Source organism: Spongiibacter sp. C9W (assembly GCF_057370015.1).
Genome location: NZ_CM170672.1, coordinates 2,359,229 through 2,376,572, shown reverse-complemented (window position 1 = coordinate 2,376,572; position 17,344 = coordinate 2,359,229). Strand labels below are relative to the sequence as shown.

Below are 17,344 nucleotides of genomic sequence, written 5' to 3'. Positions count from 1 at the left end.
ACACTCATTAGTCGGCCACCGGCGTGGCGATAAGGATACTTCTGTGAGCACTAAAACCATCATCAGCACCGACAAGGCCCCAGCGGCCATTGGCCCCTACTCGCAAGCGGTAAAAACCGGCAACATGGTGTTTTTGTCGGGCCAGATCCCATTGATCCCCGAAACCATGGAAATGATCGAAGGCGGGATAAGCGAACAGAGCCAGCAAGTGTTTAAAAATTTGACCGCCGTTGCCGAGGCCGCTGGCGGCAGTTTGAACGATGCAGTAAAAGTGAATATCTCCCTCACCGACCTCGGCGACTTTGCTGCCGTAAACGAGGTGATGGCGTCGGTATTTGATGAGCCCTACCCCGCGCGCGCCTGCGTACAAGTTGCCGCTTTACCGCGCGGCGCGATGGTGGAGATTGAGGTTATTCTCGCCCTTTAACAGTCAAGCCGACCGCGCGTCGCTGAGCACTTGAACAAAGCCGCTGCGATAGTTGGGGTGCAGGAATTCGTAGCCGCTGTCGCGCAGGCGGCGGTTACTACAGCGCTTGCTGCCGGTTCGCGAAATGGGTGCCCCGTTTTGCCGGTAGGGGACGTCGAGTTGCTCGGCCAACCAGCGCTGCACGGTTTGGATCGCTACCGGCAGGTCGTCAACACCTAAGTAACAGCTCGCCACTGACTCACCGCCGTCAACCTTATCAATCAAGTGCGCCAGCACCCCGACGCAATCGTCGCGGTGAATACGATTGCTATAGTGCAGTGGCTCATCCGGCACACACTCACCCGCCTTCACCTTAGCGATCATTTGCAAACGCCCCGGGCCATAAATACCGGCAAAACGGACAATACTGTGCGGCCAGCCCGTGTCGGCAATCTGCTGTTCTGCTCGCAAAATGCTTTGCCCGGAAAAACGACTGGGGGCCGTCGGGCTGTCTTCGTCGACCCATTCGTGGCCACTCTGGTCATACACACCACTGCTGGAAACAAATAACAGCAGCTTGGGCGGCTCGACGATAGATTCCAAAATCACCGCGAGCGCTTCTTCAAAAATTTTGCGATAGCCTTCCGGATTATAGCCATTGGGCGTGAGCGTCATTACGATGTAGTCGGCCTGCAAAGGCCCCAAAGCCCGTATGCTGCTGGGCTGCGCAAGGTCAGCTGACAAACCCTCTACACCCGTTGGCAACTTGCTACCATCACGGCGCATACCCTGCACATGCCAGCCCTTGGCCAAGTAGCGCGCCGCCAGCCCACCACCAATATCGCCACAACCAACAATCAACAGCCGCTTAGTACTCGCGTTCATGTTCCCACCTTAGTCGGTTCAAGCCCAAGCTCAGCTCAGGCATACTTGGGCACATTCGCCCTCGCAGGTCGGGGAGCATAGCAAAGGGGAACAACAATGACAGCGCTTCCAACACACGTTCGCTGCGTTAACGTCAACGACGACCACAGCCTGGTAATCGGCGAGCAGCCACTGCCTAAATGCGGCGCCGGCGAACTGTTGATTGCCGTGTCTGCTGCGGGTGTTAACCGGCCCGACTTAATGCAGCGCTATGGCCTTTACCCCCCTCCGGCTGACGCCAGTCCGATTCTAGGCTTGGAGGTTGCCGGGCGCGTCGCCGCCATCGGCGAAGGCGTAAACGGCTGGCAAATTGGCGACCGCGTGTGCGCGCTGTGCAACGGCGGTGGCTATAGCGACTACGTCGCCGTGCCCGCCGGGCAATGCCTACCCATTCCCGATGCCTTAAATGATGCCGAGGCAGCGGCACTGCCCGAGACCTACTTCACCGTTTGGCACAATGTCTTTGAGCGCGGCGCCTTGCAACCCGGCGAGTCATTTCTGGTACACGGCGGCAGCAGCGGTATCGGCACCACCGCCATCGCGCTTGCTGGTGCCTTCGGCGCTAAGGTATTCACCACCGCAGGCAGCGCCGAAAAATGCACCGCCTGCGAATCGCTTGGCGCGAGCATTGCCGTCAATTACCGGGAGCAGGATTTTGTCGAACAACTGCACGCGGCCACCAACGGTCGCGGTGTCGATGTGATTCTGGATATGGTTGGCGGCGATTATATCCGCCGCGATATCGACCTTGCCGCCGAGGATGGCCGCATTGTTTTTATCGCCTTCCAAGGTGGCTTTGCCGCCGAGCTGAACTTCTTGCCGGTGTTAATGAAACGGCTCACTCTCAGCGCATCCACGCTCCGCGCACAGAGCCGCGACCAAAAAGCCGCCATTGCCAGCGCCCTGCGCGAACGCGTGTGGCCATTGCTGGCTCGCGGTGAGCTGCAGCCCGCCATCGACAGTGTCTACCCCCTTGAGCAGGTTGCCGACGCCCACGCGCGCATGGAGAGCAGCGAGCATATTGGCAAGCTGATACTGGATCTGCAGCGCCAATAGTAGGCAGGCCAGAGTCGTCGGTGTACACTGCAGCGCTATAGTCTAAAACTATCGAACCAGGCAATTTTGTGACGCTAACAGAATTACGCTACATCATCGCGCTCCAGGAAACCGGACATTTTGGCAAGGCCGCCGAGCGCTGCTTTGTCAGCCAACCCACCCTCAGTGTGGCTGTTAAAAAGCTTGAAGAGGAATTAGCGGTAAGCCTGTTCGAACGCAGCCGCGGCCAGGTGACCTGCACACCTATCGGCGAGCAGATTATCGAGCAATCCCGCTATGTGCTGGAACAGAGCGAGCGGATTCGCGAACTGGCCGCTCAGGGACGCGACCCTCTGGGCAGCCCCATGGCGCTTGGCGCCATTCACACCGTCGGCCCCTATCTTTACCCGCGCGCCATTCCTCGCATTCGCGAACTCGCGCCCCAAATGCCACTGTACGTTGAAGAAAATATGACGGCGATTCTTCGCGGCCGCCTGCGCAGTGGCAAGCTCGACGCCATCGTTATTGCCCTGCCCTTCAATGAACCCGAGGTGGTTACCCAAACGCTCTACGACGAGCCGTTTGTGGTGCTGCTACCGGGCGATCACCCACTGGCCGCGAAGTCCCATATTGAGCACAGCGACCTGTATCAGCAAAACGTGTTGCTGTTGGGCGAAGGCCATTGTTTTCGCGACCAAGTGCTCGCCGCTTGCCCCGGACTACAGCAGCACCTGGCCCGCAGTGACCGCCTGCTTCAGTCAGTGGTTGAGGGCAGCTCTTTGGAAACCCTCAAACACATGGTGGCCTCCAAACTTGGCATCAGCATTTTGCCTTTGTCCGCTGCCCAAGTCGGGCCCTACGGCGACGGTATGTTGTGCACTCGGCCCTTTGCCGGCACACCGCCCACGCGGGAAATTGCCCTGGCCTGGCGGGCCAGTTTCCCCCGCCACCAAGCCATCGACGTTATCAGCCAGGCGATCAAAACCGCCCACAGCGATCATCCTTCCACATGACCCAAGCCCTGCACCAACTTGATGTAAGTTCGCTCAAGGGCGTAGGTCCAAAGCTGAGAGAAAAGCTCAAAAAGCTCGGGCTGCACAGTGTGCAAGATCTGCTTTTCCACCTGCCACTGCGCTACCAGGATCGCACCCGCATCTGCCCTATCGGCGCCTTGCGACCCGGCAACGATGTGGTTATCGAAGGCGAAGTACTCGCCGCCGATATCACTTTCGGGCGACGACGCAGCCTGGTTTGCCGGCTGCGCGACGGCACCGGCACCACAACACTGCGCTTCTTTCACTTCAACGCCGCGCAGAAACAACAGCTCAGTAAAGGCGCGAGACTGCGCTGTTTTGGCGAGGCGCGGCGCGGCGCCAGCGGCCTGGAGTTTTACCACCCGGAGTACACCGTTCTGCAAGGGGAGGCAGTCGCTCCCGTCGAAGACCGGCTGACGCCCATTTACCCAAGCACGGAAGGGTTTGCTCAAACCAGCTGGCGAAAACTATGCGGCCAGGCCCTGCACTATCTCGATACTCACCCCATTACCGAATGGCTACCGCAGACGGCACTGCCAGGCCGCTGGACACTGGCCGAGGCACTGCGCTATTTGCATCATCCACCGGCAGACGCCTCGCTTGAGCTACTGCAATCCGGCCAGCACCCCAGTCAGCAGCGCCTCGCTTTTGAGGAATTGCTGGCCCACAACCTGGCGCTGCAAAAATTGCGCGTCGAGGCCCGCCGCTTCGGCGCGCCCCGGCTCGACGGCCCCGATGATCTCGAAAACGCCTTTCTCGACGGCCTGGGTTTCAGCCTCACCTCAGCGCAGCAGCGCGTTGCCGATGAAATCCGCCGCGACCTACGCCAGGGCGCGCCCATGCTGCGTTTGGTGCAAGGCGATGTCGGCAGTGGCAAAACCGCCGTTGCTGCACTCGCCGCGCTGCGCGCCGCCGCCAGCGGTTATCAGGTTGCCATCATGGCGCCCACTGAGATCCTCGCCGAGCAGCACTTCCACAACTTCAGCCAATGGCTGGCCCCACTCAATCTGGACGTTGCCTGGCTCAGCGGCAAGCAAAAAGGTAAGGCCCGAGCCTCTGCCCAACAGCGCGTTGCCGAGCACAAAGCGCACGTCGTGGTAGGCACCCACGCGCTGTTTCAAGACGAGGTAATATTCGCCAAACTCGGCCTGGTTATTGTCGACGAACAACACCGCTTCGGCGTGCACCAGCGCCTCGCTCTCAAACAAAAAGGCGAGGATCACGCTGGCCACCCCCACCAATTGATTATGACGGCCACCCCTATTCCCAGAACCCTGGCAATGACTGCCTACGCCGACCTGGATACCTCCGTCATCGACGAATTGCCGCCGGGGCGCAGCCCGATCAATACCGTAGTGCTCGCCAACGACCGGCGCGAGCAAATTGTCGAGCGGCTGCGCGCCGTCTGCCAAAGTGGCCAACAAGCCTATTGGGTATGCACCTTGATCGAAGAGTCAGACAAATTACAGGCGCAAGCCGCCGAGGTGAGCTGGCAACAACTGAAAGACGCACTGCCGGAATTGAACGTCGGCTTGGTGCACGGACGCATGAAAGCCGCCGAAAAGGCCGCTATGATGGCAGACTTCAAGGCCGCAAAAGTCGATTTGCTGGTCGCAACAACGGTTATTGAAGTCGGCGTTGATGTCCCCAACGCCACGCTGATGATTATCGAAAATGCCGAGCGCTTAGGGCTAGCACAACTCCACCAACTGCGCGGGCGAGTGGGCAGAGGACACCTACAAAGTCACTGCGTACTGCTTTACCAAAGCCCGTTGTCGCGCAATGGCCGCCAGCGCTTATCTGCACTACGCGACAGCAACGACGGCTTTGTCATCGCCGAACAAGACCTGCAACTTCGCGGCCCCGGCGAAGTCCTCGGCACCCGTCAAACCGGGCTAATGAGCTTTAAAATTGCCGACCTGCAACGCGACGAAGACCTACTGGACAGCGTGCGAGAACAGGCGCGCCTACTCAGTGAGCACCACCCACAAAATGTTCAGCCACTCATCGACCGCTGGCTGGCCGAGCGCACACTTTACGCCAGCGTGTAAATGCCCTAAAAGAATTCGTATTCCAACAGCAGGCGAACCGCCTGATCAGCACTATCATTATCCAGGCCTGCAATCGCCGCCAGTTCCCAACGCAGCGAGCGTCCCGCCGCCAGTTTCACCACGCCATAGAGCGCAGGACCAATGCCTTGGTAATCTTCACCGAGAAACAGCTCCACCCCGGGCTCCAGCGCCGCCCGATAGCGGTAGCGTGCCTGCAGTGCCAAGCGGGTTTCCAGTTCACTGCGCAGACCTTTTTGTTTTTCGTGAATCAGTGAGGCATTGGCAACCCCCTGCCAGGATACCCAGTCTTTCTGTGCCAGCAGCGAGACGGCCAATTCTCGCTCGTCGCCCTCACGGTCCTGTTCATATTCCAATTGCAAACCCCAATCGCTGTCGTACTCCCCCTGCTCGGTGAGCTGCCAGCGCGCCTCCAGTTCAACAGCTTCAATACGGTCGCTGAACTGTGTATCGGCGGCAATCACATAGGCTTCCAGTGCCACTCGCTCGCTGATCGCCGCGCCAAAACCGAGCTTTTGCACATGCAGCCCGTCTGGGGCCTGAAGACCGCCATCAGCCTGTATATAGCGGTACTCCAGCTCTTTCTCCAGAGGCTGCACATAAGGCGAATAAAGACGGTCAACGGGTAAGCCGTCCGCCCACGATGTCGTGCTGACGCTAAGCGCAAGCCCCAAAGCCAGCCGCCTTATCATGATGCGCTCCTGCTTCGCCGCCATTGCCAAAGCAATACTGACGCCATCAATAACACCGCCCCGCTGTAAGCCCACAGTTGCGCGGGCGCGGGTGTCGCCTCATATCCCAGCATGGCGTAAAGAAGCTGTCCGGCAACGCTGTCTTCAGGCAACCAATCCGAGCTGTCCCACGCCATTCCGCCAGGCAGATAATCCGCCTGTACCAGCAGGCCCGACGCCTGCAAGATCATCGCGCCCGCCACCACCGTCAGCAACAGCAAAATCATCCGGTATCCCCACTTGGGCGGCAGCAGACACAGAGCGTAATACAGCAGTGCACCCGCGCTGGCACCAATACCCAGGCCGATCAGTGAACCGCTGTACAGGCTGCTGCGCACTTCATCGTTCTGCTGAAACGCCGAAATATAGAGAAAGACTTCCTCGCCTTCGCGACTCACCGCCACGGCCACAGCGGTTACCATCAGCACACCCATCAACAAAGTATGGGATGACGATTCACGCAGCGCCAGAACGCCGATACACAGCAGCGCCAGATAGACCACCCCGTGCAGAGAGGCCAGAAACAGTTCCTGCCCAACGCCGTCGGCCAACTCGGAAATGGCGCCCATGCTGCGTGCCATGACCAGCGACGCCATCAACCCGGCAAGCACTCCCCACAACAGGCCGCGCCGACTGCCGCCTTGCATCTGTCGCAGCGCGGCCAGCACGCTGATCAACAGCGCCGCTTCCAGCACTTCGCGCAACACAATAATGACACTGGTTAATAACATGGCAGCTTCTCTTTACCGCTATTCGGCGATCATCGTGCCCTGAGCCGTTTTTGGGTTGAACTCGCCAAAAAAGGGATACACCCCCGGCGCCAGCGGGCCGATAAAAATAATCGCCCTGCGCTTACCAAGGATGACCTTTTCGCGGTTCAGCTCATAGCTCTCGAACTCTTCCGGCGTCGGGTCCTGATTGTCGACTCGCAACTTAAACTTGGCGTTAGCCGGCACTTTAAGCTGCGAGGGATAAAACAGATGGTCGCGAATCACCAGCTCGACCACCGGTTTGTCCGCTAGACAAGCCGCAGATAGCATCAGCAACAGCGTCCCGTTAATGACTGCCCGCAGCATCGGACCCTCTCCCTTCATAACTCTGTCCGGCAAATTGCACACACACCCGCAAGCCGCCTTCCGCCCGATTTTCCAGTCGCAGCTCCGCGTCGTGCAACTGGGCAATATGCTCAACAATAGACAGGCCAAGACCGCAGCCCGATTGCCCGGAATGGTGGCGGTCCCCCCCCACCCGATAGAAGCGCTCACGCACTCGCGCCAGTTGTGGCTCCGGAATCCCCGGCCCGGAGTCGTCCACACAAAGGCTGACCACGCCGTCTGCCTCGCCAATCAACACATCGATATGCGCCCCCGGCTGACTGTATTTATTGGCGTTGCGCAGCAGGTTTTCCACCAGAATACCGAGTGCAAAGCGGTCGCCTTGAATACTCCCCCAGCCATGCAGACTGAGCTGTTGCTGGCGGGCGTCGATATCGGCAAAGCAGGCGCCACTCACTTCCCTCGCCAGCACCGCCAGATCAATCGTTTCCCATTGCCGTGGGTAATGCTCGGGGTTGGTGCGGTGCAACAACAGCAACTGCTCGACCAAATGCGCTAACCGCGACACATCGGCGCTCAGGCAATCCAACGACTCACTGGGTTCGCTCAGCTCGGCACGCAAGTTATGCAGGTGAATCTGAATCGCGCTAATCGGCGTGCGCAGCTCGTGAGCGGCATCAGCCGAAAACCGCCGCTCCCGCTCAAAGGCCGCATCGAGGCGCTGCAACAACTGATTGATGGAATCCAGCACCGGCTGCAACTCCTCTGGGGCGCGCTCCACCAACACCGGACTGAAATCATCGCTGCGTTTGCCGCGCAGCAGACTCGCCAGCCGGGTCAGACTGCTCAGCCCGCGACCGACAATCAGCCACAGCAGCAAGCCCACTATCGGCACCACCAGCAGCACCGGCGCCACCGACTCCATAATCACGTTCTCGGCAAGCTGATAACGCAGGTCAAGGCGCTCGGCGACAATCACCGTGCGCAGTGGCTCGCCACCGCGCCGCTGCAACATGCGCCAGCGGTAGCCCCCTGCATTGTATTCAGAAAACCCGTCGGGCAGTTGCAGCGCGGTCGCGGGCATCTGCACTGAGCGCCAGCGCAGCTTTCCCTCGGCATCGACCACCTGAAAGGCCTGAAGCTGCTCGTCCACCGGCGGCGAAGTGCCATCGGGCAGCGGCATTGCCAAAAAATGTCCCGCCATGTCGAACAGCTTGTCGTCCAGCAGTTGCTCGGCCTTGGCCATGCTCGCCCGATAACCGTGCAAGGCCGCGACAAAATTGCTGAGCATCAGCACCGCTAGCAGACTGATCAGCAGGAAGCGACGCAGTGACCTCACGCACCCGGCTCCAGCACATAGCCCACACCGCGAATATTTTTTATCAGCCCGGAGCCCAGTTTTTTGCGCAGATTGTGGATATAGACGTCGATGGTATTGCTGCTGACATCGTCGTCCCAGGTGTAGAGCTTCTCTTCCAGTTGCTCGCGACTGAATACCTGGCCGGGGCGATCAGCCAATGCCCGCAGCAGGGCAAACTCCCGGCGCGACAATTTGACCGGCTCGCCGTGCAGGCTGACCTCATGGCGCGCCAGACTGATCTGCACCGGACCGAGATTCAGCTCATTGTCCTGCAATTCGTTGCCGCGACGGCCCAGCACACGGATACGCGCCAGCAATTCCTCCACTGCAAAGGGCTTGGTCAGGTAATCGTCGGCGCCGCTGTCCAGCCCGGAGAGTTTGTCATTGAGGGCATCGCGTGCCGTGAGAATTAGTACTGGCACCGCACTGCCCGCCGCGCGCAACTCGCGCAGCACCGACAGGCCATCCATATCCGGTAGGCCCAGGTCCAGCACCACCATATCGACAGGAGTGTCACGGGCAAAACGCAGCGCCTCGGCGCCATTGTCCACATGGTCAACCGCATGGGCCGCCCGAGTTAAGGCGGTCTTGATGCCGCTGGCCAGTGAGTTGTCATCCTCTACCAATAGAATTCGCAAAATCTCGACACCTTTTTCTCATTCTATAGTACCGAGCTTACCCCAATGGAGGTGCAGCATATCCGGCCACTATTAAAAGAAACTTAAGAATACCGCCTGAGGCCAAAAAATATTCAAACACCACACACTGTTGAACCGACCCCTCTGCAGTGCTGTACTGCTTCTGCTTCTTAATTACTTGCAGCAACTCAAGTGGATTTAGCGATGATGGCATTCGGCTGGCTGTGCTTTTTTCTATGGGTGCTAAGCGGCAAAGCCCTAGCATTGGTTTGTGTCTCTTATTCCGGCTACACCGACAAACAAAGCGCTGACGCCGGCATGAGGGAAATCTATCGATGCATCAAAATGCGCTCAGCAGAGCACGGCCTAACCACCTCGGCAATCCATAAAATTCGCCCACTGTATTGGCTGTATATTTTTTCCAGTTGGCTCAGTGCGGGGTTTCTATGTTGGGTTGTTGTTGGTATTGCACTTAGCAACTTGGGCTGACGCTTACCAGCTAAAACACCAGTTCCACGCATGTGCCTTTTCCCTGCTCACTGTGCACCGCTACCTGCCAGCCGTAGCGGTCACAAATTCTGCGCACCATATTTAGTCCCAGACCCGTGCCCTCGGCTTTGGTGGTATAGCTGCGCTCAAAGATATTGGGTAAGTCGGCGGCGGCGATTCCCTTTCCGGTGTCGCGAATACTCAGAGTATCGCCCTTAAGATGAATACTCACTGTGCCGCCAGCACTGTGTTCAATAGCGTTGCGCAGTAAATTTGTTAGGGTGATTTTGAGTAAACTTTCCGGCACCCGCAGCGCCAAGGGCTGATCCACCGCTGTCTTCACGGTGATATCTGCTGCCGAAAAGGCCTCCTCTAAATCGTAGACCAACTGGCGTAGCACATCGGCGACTTCGCAACTCGCTTTCTGACTGATTGAGCGCTCCTCTTCACGGGATAGAAATAACGCCGCTTCGATAAACGCCAGCATGTCGCGACACGCGCGACGGATGCGCAGCACGGCGCGTTGGGTCGCCGGATTGGGACAGTCCGCCTCGATAATATCGACGGCGCCCATCATCACCGAGAGCGGTGTGCGTAACTCGTGACTTGCCGCAGCGGTAAACGAGCGTTCACGTTCAACGAATTGGTCAATGCGTTCCAAGTAGGTGTCAAACGCCGCGGCGATTTGGCCGATGTCACTGTCATTAAACTCCTGCTGAATTCTCACGTCGCGCTGTGTTGGTGAAAGGCCACTGAGCCGCTCAGACAACCTTCTCACTGGCTCAAGAATGGTATCGGCGGCCTTGCCGGCAATCAGTAATGCCAACACCAATACTATGACAACCCCCATCAACAGAAAGCTGAGCAAGGTATGCTCCTGACGCTCCCATTCAGAAATGTCGTAGAGCAGATATATTTTTTCGTCGCTGGCCCGCGCGACTTGCAGGTGATACTGCACCCCGTCGAGCAGCACACTGTGGTGTGTTCCCAGGGGCAAACTGCGAATGGCCTCCGGTAAGTGCTGAGCGTTGCTGCCGCGATAATAGCGCCACTCATTCAAGAGCGGGTTATTGAGCACGCTGGCCTTCTCTGGGTCCTCCACCAACATTTCAATGTGCTTGCCAACGATATTCCCGAAGGTGGCTTTTTCCAATTGCTGCTTGATCAGCAATAGACCACCGGCAAACAAGGTGCTGGTCGCGGTGACAATAATAGCCGTACTCAGAATTAATCGGCGCCGTAGCGTCTGTACTTTTTTCCCGCTCACTCGCCCCCCAACGCCACCAGCCGATAACCGACACCATGAACGGTATGCAGCAGGTGGGTATCAAATGGTTTATCGATAATTGCTCGCAAGCTGTATATGTGGGTACGCAATATATCTTTATCGGGCGGATGGTCCCCCCATACACGCTGTTCCAACTGTGCTCGCTTAACCACATTGGGACTGTGCTGCATAAGGCACTGTAGCAAGGTGGTTTGAATGGGGTTCAAATCCAGGGCCTGTCCGCGGCGACTAACCTCCAGCGTTTGAAGATTAAAACTCAGATCGGCAACCTGCATTGTGTTCAATTGCTCGCTGGGATTTAAGCGCTTTAGCAGGGCCAGCAAGCGAGCTTCTAACTCCTTAACGGAAAACGGTTTAACAAGATAATCGTCGGCTCCCACCTCAAAACCAAGCAGTTTGTCGTCTAGCTGATCACGTGCGGTCAACATTATTACCGGCGTCATACCGTGATGGGCTCGCAGGTTTTTACACAGTTCAATGCCGTCCATTTTTGGCAGAGTAAGATCCAACACAATAGCGTCGAAATCTCCTGACAGCGCCAACGCCAAGCCTTGTCTACCGTCCATTGCAAAGTCCAGCTGGTGCCCTCGGGGCTCCAGGTAGTCAGCGATGTTCTCCGCGATATCGCGGTTGTCTTCAACGATCAGTAAGTTCATCTATGTCTTTGCCAGTCCTTGCCTACCTGCCCCTCATCGTCCCACCAATTTATCACGGTAAACGCCAAAAGAATGTCAAATTTCGTTTCATAGATAGCGCCGCAATGTCGACATATTTTTGACAACTGCCCCCGTACCCTAGGGCCTGTTAACACTAACTCTCTGCGGACATTAATGTGAAAGCTCTCTTATTCTTTGGCCGGTGCTGCGCAGTACTCAGCGCGGTTGCTATCGCACTTCCGGCAACCGCTGCCGCCGTGCATGACGGCGAAGCGGTCGACCACCCTCACACCGAACACCCCCATCTAGCGGCTAGCCCGACCCTGACTATTGAGCAGGTACTTAATGCCGCGCTGCGCCTTGCACCGGAGCAATCAATGGGCAATGCCTACCAGCAGCAGGCGACTTCACAGCAGCAAGTCAGCCGCCGAATAATCGCCGGACGCCCCCGCCTCAATGCAAGTTATTGGGACGACCAGAACGCCGATGATACGGGCCTGAGGGAAATGGAATTGGGTCTGGAGGTCGACCTCTGGCGCTGGGGCGAGCGCAGTAATGCCAAATCGCTAGCGCGAAGCTATGCCAGCGGGGCCGACGCCTGGCAGGACTATCAACAGCTGATCGTCGTTGGCAGGCTGCGCAACGCACTGCACCAACTCAATGCCAGCACAGCGCGCCGGGAACACGCCGTGAACGCGGTGGCCGACGCCCAGGCACTGCTCGCCGTTAGTGAAAAGCGTTTACGCGCTGGCGATATTTCCCGGGCTGCGCGAATGCAAAGCGAAGCATTGCTGCTTGAAGCGCGCCAGCAGCTGCTTAATGCCGATGCAGAATTAGTCGATGCCGAGCGCCTTTACATAACCCTGACCGGTCTGCGGCAGCGCCCGGCGCAATTCAGCGAAAGCCCGCCAGCGCGACAAAACATCAGCACACAGCACCCCCGGCTGCGCCTATTGCTGGCGAAACGCCAACAGCAACAGGACCGCCTGAACCAAGCCCGCCACGCTGCCGCGGGAAACACCACGTTGGCGATTGGCGTGCGTCGAGAGCGCGGCAGCAACATAGAGCCAGAGATAGAAAGCCTGGGGCTCAGCCTGTCGATCCCCTTTGGCGGCGCCTCCTATACCGCAGCGGCCAGCTCCAATGCGGCCATTGCATTGAGCGACGCGGACGTTGCGCTAAAGCAGGCGCAACAGCAGTTACAACAGCGCTTTCACGAAGTTGAACACGAGCTTGATGTGATCGCCGAATCCATTACCTATGCCAAGCAGTCACGTGATTTGTCAAAGCGCCAATGGCAAATGGCCAAAAAAGCTTTCGCCACTGGAGAGTCGGATATTCGACCTACCATTGTTGCCCTACAGCACTACCGCGCAAGCCAGTTGCAATGGCAGCTGCTCACGCTGCGTCAGCAAGCCTTGATTTCCTCCCTGAGACAAACCGTTGGAGAAACCCTATGACATTTTTTTTCAAGCGCCCGCAGCGCGTATTAACGGCCCTGGCCCTAATTGCTCTACCGGGTTTGTGCTCCGCGGAACGCATTATCCTGTCAACTGAGGAGCAAGCCCGCCTTGGCATTGTTAGCCAGGCGCTAGGCGCAGCTAGCAGCCAATCCGGCATGCGGGTTCCGGCGGTGGTGATCCCCTCTCCCGACACGCCCTCGATTCTACAAAGCCGCTACGTCGGCGTCCTGCAACGCTGGCATCAAACCGGCGGCGCGCAGTTAGAGGCCGGAGATATCGTCGCCACCCTCAATAGCGCCGAGCTCGCGCAGACACAGCAACAGTGGCTGGACGCCTCGGTCGAGCTTGCAAACCAACAGGCAAAGCTCAAACGCGATCGCGAGCTTTTCGGCGAGGGCATTATTTCCCGCCAGCGTCTGGAACAGACCCAGCGGGCCTACCAGCAAGCTCGCTTCAAACGAGAGGCGACGAATAACCAACTACAGCTCGCCGGCTTTGATACCAAGGCCTTGGAAGCGCTGCGCGATGGCCAGGGTAAGCCCGGCGACTATCCGCTGATTGCGCAGCAGCCCGGCCAGCTCAACCGTCATTTTATTCGCATTGGCGACCAGGTTGCGGCCGGTCAGACCGTCGCGACGATTACCTCAACGCAAGCACTGTGGTTGCGCGCCACCGTCAGTGCGCCGCTGGCCGATGGCCTGGCACTTGGACAAACACTTCAGGCGACCACGGGAAGCCAACACGCGTCGCTGATACTGGTCAGTAAAAACCATCAACTTAACGATGACACCCAGCGGGTAGAGATCCTCGCGCGCTTCACCGAGGCCACCGACCTTCGCCCCGGTCAGAGCCTGAGTTTGGTGCTTTCAAGTGTGCACAGCGGTGTTCGAGTGCCCGCTAGCGCAGTGACCCACAGCGGCTCGATCACCTCTATCTACCTGCGCAATAACGAGGGTTTCGAGAAGCGCGATGTGCAGCTAACGCCGCTCGGCGCAGACTACCTTGCCACCGACACGCTTGCGCCCGGCGACACTGTCGCTGTTGAGGGAACCGCGCAACTCAAAGGCATAACACTGGGCCTGGGAGGCGGCGAATAATGCTCTCACAACTGGTTCAGTTCTCGCTTAGCCAACGGCTGTTAATCGGCATGCTAACCCTATTGCTGATCGGCTTGGGCGGCCGTGCGGTTACAAATATCGCTATCGATGCCTTTCCCGATATTTCACCAACGCAGGTCAAGATCATTATCAAGTCGCCGGGCATGACACCGGAGGAAGTTGAAAACCTGATTACCCAACCCATCGAGGTGGAGCTGCTGGGCATAGCGCGGCAATCCATGCTGCGTTCGATTTCCAAGTACGCGCTATCCGCCATCACCCTCGATTTTGAAGAGGGCACCGATATTTATTGGGCCCGCCAACAAGTCGCCGAGCGCATGAATAATATCTGGGACGAACTGCCTGCCGGTATCAGCGGCGGGCTGGCTCCAATGAGCACGCCGCTCGGCGATATGTTTATGTTTACCGTCGACAACCCCACCATGTCACTGAGTGAGCGCCGCTACTTACTTGACTGGACGATACGACCGGCGCTGCGCACCGTGGAGGGTGTGGCCGATGTAAACGCGCTGGGCGGCTTCGTTAAAACCTATGAAGTGGCGCCGCGCCGCGCCGATATGGCAACACTTAAAGTCAGCGCCGAGCAGATCATTGAGGCCCTGCGACGCAATAACCGCAACGATGGCGCGGGGCGCCTCGACCAAGGTGAAGAGGCCATTCTGGTGCGCGTGGCTGGCGCGCTCACGTCGTTGGAAGAAATTGCAAATATTCGTATCAGCAATGTCGATGGCAACAGCTTTGCCCTGCGTCAATTGGCCGATATTCGACTCGGCGCCATGGAGCGTTACGGCTCAGTGACCGTAGATGGAAACAGCGAGGCCGTGCAGGGGCTCGTCATTGGCCTGCGCGGTGCGAATGCCCGCCATGTGGTGAAGGGCGTGAAGGAAAAGCTGGCTGAGTTGCAGCCAGCACTGCCAGACGGCACCGAAATAAATGTGTTCTACGACCGCAGCCAACTCATCGAACAAGCGGTAGGCACCGTCGGCGAGGCGCTATTACAAGCAGTATTGTTGGTGTTGATTGTACTCGGCCTATTTCTCGGCAACGTGCGTGCCGCGCTCACCGTGGCCAGCATTTTACCGTTGTCGGCACTGTTTACCTTTTTCATGATGGATCAAATGGGCATGAGCGCCAATTTGATGAGCCTGGGCGGCTTAGTCATCGCGATTGGCATGTTAGTGGACTCCGCCATTGTCGTGGTTGAAAACATGGTCTCACTAATGGCCAGGCATCAGGTCAATACCGCGTCTTCACGTCGCTTGCCACTGCTGCATATTCTGTTTCGCGCCGTGAAAGATGTCGCCGTGCCGGTGACCTCTGGCGTGATCATCATCGTCATTGTCTTCCTGCCCTTGCTCACGCTAGAGGGTTTGGAGGGCAAGCTGTTTGTTCCCGTGGCCCTGACCATCGTCTTCGCATTATTTGGGGCGCTGGCCATGTCGCTAACCGTGATACCGGTGATCGCCTCGCTCCTGCTAAAGAAAACCAGTGATCGAGAGCCGTGGCTGAGCCGAAAGCTTATCGCCGTGTATGCCCCGCTACTGAACAAAGCCCTAAAACGACCGGCTATCGTGGTCGCCTTTGCCGGTGCACTGCTGGCCCTTATGGCGCTGCTCTTCCCCTTTGTGGGCAAGACCTTTATGCCAACCATGGACGAGGGTGACCTCATTGTGCAGCTTGAATCGATTCCGTCGGTAAACCTCGACAGTGGCATTCGCATGGTGCAGCAGGTGGAGCGGGCGCTGCTTGAAAACGTCGATGAAATTGCACGTATTGTTTCTCGTAGTGGTTCCGATGAAATCGGCATGGACCCAATGGGCCTGAACGAAACGGATGTGTTCCTTCAGCTCAAACCGCGCGACCAATGGCAGGTTGCAGACAAGGCGGCATTGCAAGAAAAAATGCGCGCGGTGCTCGAGCAATTCCCGGGAATCAATTACGGCTTTACCCAGCCCATTGATATGCGCGTGTCAGAAATGCTTACCGGGTCGCGGGGCGATATTGCCATTAAAGTGTTTGGGCCCGACCTCAAAACACTTAACCGCTTGGCGCAGGCAATTAGCGAAGTGGTGAGCACTGTCGACGGCGCCGTCGACACCACCGCCACCCTCAATGAAGGTGCGCAATATTTGCAGGTGAACGTCGACCGCCTGCGCGCGGGTCAACTCGGCCTGAATGCCGATACCCTGCAGCGGCGCCTGCGAGCCGAAATTGAAGGGTTACCCCTTGGCAATATTATTGAACATAGTGCCCGGGTTCCTCTGGTACTGCGTTTTGAAAAACCTGTTGGTGATGGCATGGCCCAGCTGCAAAACAGCTTGCTAACGCTGCCCAACGGCAAGGTTATACCGCTCTCTTCTTTGGCGAGTGTCGAACTCACCGATGGCCCGGTTGGCGTATCACGCGAGACCGGACGACGCTTCGCCGTTGTGCGCAGCAACGTGGCGGGGCGCGACTTAGTCGGCTTTGTGGATGAGGCCAAAACGGCTATTGCAGCGCAGCTATCTCTCCCCGAAGGTTATTCGCTGATGTGGGGCGGCCAGTTTGAAAACCAGCAGCGCGCCGCCGCGCGCCTGGGCTTGGTAGTGCCAGTCGCCTTGGGGCTCATTGCCTTGTTGCTGTTCATTACATTTGGCTCACTCAAGCAGACCCTGATCATTCTCTCGAATATTCCCTTCGCCCTCACGGGTGGCGTGGTCGCGCTCTGGCTCACCGGAGAGTTTCTGTCGGTACCGGCCTCGGTGGGCTTTATTGCGTTGCTGGGCATCGCGGTCATGAACGGCGTGGTGATGATGTCGTATTTTAATCAGCTGCGCGCCAAGGGGCTGGATATCCAAACGGTGGTGACAGAAGGCGCGGTGCGACGCCTGCGTCCCGTCATGATGACCGCGACGACCTGCGCGCTGGGACTGGTGCCACTGCTACTGGCCAGCGGCCCCGGTTCAGAAATACAAAAGCCGCTGGCGATTGTGGTCATCGGCGGGCTGATCAGCTCCACCCTGCTGACCCTGTTCCTGCTGCCGATTATTTATCGCCGCTTTCACCAGGCCCTTCCCGACAACGCCAGAAACGCCTAGG

At 58.0% G+C, this 17,344-nt stretch carries 15 protein-coding genes; 7 read left to right on the top strand and 8 right to left on the bottom strand.

Going from position 1 to position 17,344, the window contains the following annotated elements; translation table 11 throughout:
• Window positions 1-43 precede the first annotated feature (43 nt).
• On the top strand, window positions 44-427 hold the full coding sequence (locus tag AC2Q8J_RS11355) for a RidA family protein (protein ID WP_204997093.1): 384 nt from the start codon (window positions 44-46) through the stop codon (window positions 425-427).
• Window positions 428-430: 3 nt separating this feature from the next.
• Here AC2Q8J_RS11355 and AC2Q8J_RS11350 read toward each other — a convergent pair whose 3' ends face one another.
• Window positions 431-1,291, bottom strand: a complete 861-nt coding sequence (locus AC2Q8J_RS11350; protein ID WP_286695474.1) for an SDR family oxidoreductase — start codon at window positions 1,289-1,291, stop codon at window positions 431-433.
• A 96-nt stretch (window positions 1,292-1,387) separates the two neighbouring features.
• Here AC2Q8J_RS11350 and AC2Q8J_RS11345 point away from each other — a divergent pair, with 96 nt between their 5' ends.
• From AC2Q8J_RS11345 to recG, 3 genes are all read left to right on the top strand, one after another.
• Entirely contained in the window at window positions 1,388-2,386 is a 999-nt protein-coding gene (locus AC2Q8J_RS11345; RefSeq protein ID WP_288364453.1) for an NAD(P)H-quinone oxidoreductase, read from the top strand.
• Window positions 2,387-2,454: 68 nt separating this feature from the next.
• Window positions 2,455-3,378 (top strand): hydrogen peroxide-inducible genes activator, encoded by a 924-nt coding sequence (locus AC2Q8J_RS11340; protein ID WP_286695472.1) that lies wholly within the window; start codon window positions 2,455-2,457, stop codon window positions 3,376-3,378.
• A complete protein-coding gene (recG, locus tag AC2Q8J_RS11335) occupies window positions 3,375-5,450 on the top strand; it encodes an ATP-dependent DNA helicase RecG (protein WP_289083586.1) in 2,076 nt (691 codons plus the stop codon). The genes AC2Q8J_RS11340 and recG overlap by 4 nt, the downstream gene beginning before the upstream one ends.
• A 5-nt stretch (window positions 5,451-5,455) precedes the next feature.
• Here recG and AC2Q8J_RS11330 read toward each other — a convergent pair whose 3' ends face one another.
• The 7 genes from AC2Q8J_RS11330 to AC2Q8J_RS11300 form a co-directional block, all read right to left on the bottom strand.
• Window positions 5,456-6,160 carry a hypothetical protein gene (locus tag AC2Q8J_RS11330; RefSeq protein ID WP_288363675.1) on the bottom strand — a complete coding sequence of 235 codons (705 nt, stop codon included), beginning with the start codon at window positions 6,158-6,160 and terminating at the stop codon, window positions 5,456-5,458.
• Window positions 6,157-6,930, bottom strand: coding sequence for an FTR1 family protein (locus tag AC2Q8J_RS11325; protein WP_288363674.1), 774 nt, complete (start codon window positions 6,928-6,930; stop codon window positions 6,157-6,159). Before AC2Q8J_RS11325 ends, AC2Q8J_RS11330 begins: the two co-directional genes overlap by 4 nt.
• Before the next feature lie 18 nt (window positions 6,931-6,948).
• Entirely contained in the window at window positions 6,949-7,275 is a 327-nt protein-coding gene (locus tag AC2Q8J_RS11320; protein ID WP_288363673.1) for a cupredoxin domain-containing protein, read from the bottom strand.
• The gene (locus AC2Q8J_RS11315) at window positions 7,256-8,593 is read right to left on the bottom strand and encodes an ATP-binding protein (RefSeq protein ID WP_288363672.1); all 1,338 of its coding nucleotides are present in this window, start codon (window positions 8,591-8,593) and stop codon (window positions 7,256-7,258) included. Before AC2Q8J_RS11315 ends, AC2Q8J_RS11320 begins: the two co-directional genes overlap by 20 nt.
• The gene (locus tag AC2Q8J_RS11310) at window positions 8,590-9,252 is read right to left on the bottom strand and encodes a response regulator (RefSeq protein WP_288363671.1); all 663 of its coding nucleotides are present in this window, start codon (window positions 9,250-9,252) and stop codon (window positions 8,590-8,592) included. The genes AC2Q8J_RS11315 and AC2Q8J_RS11310 overlap by 4 nt, the downstream gene beginning before the upstream one ends.
• A gap of 499 nt (window positions 9,253-9,751) precedes the next feature.
• On the bottom strand, window positions 9,752-11,008 hold the full coding sequence (locus AC2Q8J_RS11305; RefSeq protein WP_288363670.1) for a sensor histidine kinase: 1,257 nt from the start codon (window positions 11,006-11,008) through the stop codon (window positions 9,752-9,754).
• Complete coding sequence (locus tag AC2Q8J_RS11300; RefSeq protein WP_288363669.1) at window positions 11,005-11,685, bottom strand: response regulator transcription factor; 681 nt, start codon at window positions 11,683-11,685, stop codon at window positions 11,005-11,007. The genes AC2Q8J_RS11305 and AC2Q8J_RS11300 overlap by 4 nt, the downstream gene beginning before the upstream one ends.
• Window positions 11,686-11,861: 176 nt before the next feature.
• Here AC2Q8J_RS11300 and AC2Q8J_RS11295 point away from each other — a divergent pair, with 176 nt between their 5' ends.
• Genes AC2Q8J_RS11295 through AC2Q8J_RS11285 form a run of 3 tightly spaced genes read left to right on the top strand, consistent with a single transcriptional unit; the run spans window position 11,862 to window position 17,343 of the window.
• On the top strand, window positions 11,862-13,145 hold the full coding sequence (locus AC2Q8J_RS11295; RefSeq protein WP_288363668.1) for a TolC family protein: 1,284 nt from the start codon (window positions 11,862-11,864) through the stop codon (window positions 13,143-13,145).
• A complete protein-coding gene (locus tag AC2Q8J_RS11290; protein ID WP_288363666.1) occupies window positions 13,142-14,245 on the top strand; it encodes an efflux RND transporter periplasmic adaptor subunit in 1,104 nt (367 codons plus the stop codon). Before AC2Q8J_RS11295 ends, AC2Q8J_RS11290 begins: the two co-directional genes overlap by 4 nt.
• Window positions 14,245-17,343 carry an efflux RND transporter permease subunit gene (locus AC2Q8J_RS11285; RefSeq protein WP_289083585.1) on the top strand — a complete coding sequence of 1,033 codons (3,099 nt, stop codon included), beginning with the start codon at window positions 14,245-14,247 and terminating at the stop codon, window positions 17,341-17,343. Before AC2Q8J_RS11290 ends, AC2Q8J_RS11285 begins: the two co-directional genes overlap by 1 nt.
• Window position 17,344: the final 1 nt, after the last annotated feature.

Bases quoted from the DNA above. Each gene is read 5' to 3' on its own strand.
- AC2Q8J_RS11350 (WP_286695474.1), bottom strand. From the start codon at position 1,291: ATGAACGCGAGTACTAAGCGGCTGTTGATTGTTGGTTGTGGCGATATT.
- AC2Q8J_RS11345 (WP_288364453.1), top strand. From the start codon at position 1,388: ATGACAGCGCTTCCAACACACGTTCGCTGCGTTAACGTCAACGACGAC.
- recG (WP_289083586.1), top strand. From the start codon at position 3,375: ATGACCCAAGCCCTGCACCAACTTGATGTAAGTTCGCTCAAGGGCGTA.
- AC2Q8J_RS11330 (WP_288363675.1), bottom strand. From the start codon at position 6,160: ATGATAAGGCGGCTGGCTTTGGGGCTTGCGCTTAGCGTCAGCACGACA.
- AC2Q8J_RS11325 (WP_288363674.1), bottom strand. From the start codon at position 6,930: ATGTTATTAACCAGTGTCATTATTGTGTTGCGCGAAGTGCTGGAAGCG.
- AC2Q8J_RS11320 (WP_288363673.1), bottom strand. From the start codon at position 7,275: ATGCTGCGGGCAGTCATTAACGGGACGCTGTTGCTGATGCTATCTGCG.
- AC2Q8J_RS11300 (WP_288363669.1), bottom strand. From the start codon at position 11,685: ATGAACTTACTGATCGTTGAAGACAACCGCGATATCGCGGAGAACATC.
- AC2Q8J_RS11290 (WP_288363666.1), top strand. From the start codon at position 13,142: ATGACATTTTTTTTCAAGCGCCCGCAGCGCGTATTAACGGCCCTGGCC.
- AC2Q8J_RS11285 (WP_289083585.1), top strand. From the start codon at position 14,245: ATGCTCTCACAACTGGTTCAGTTCTCGCTTAGCCAACGGCTGTTAATC.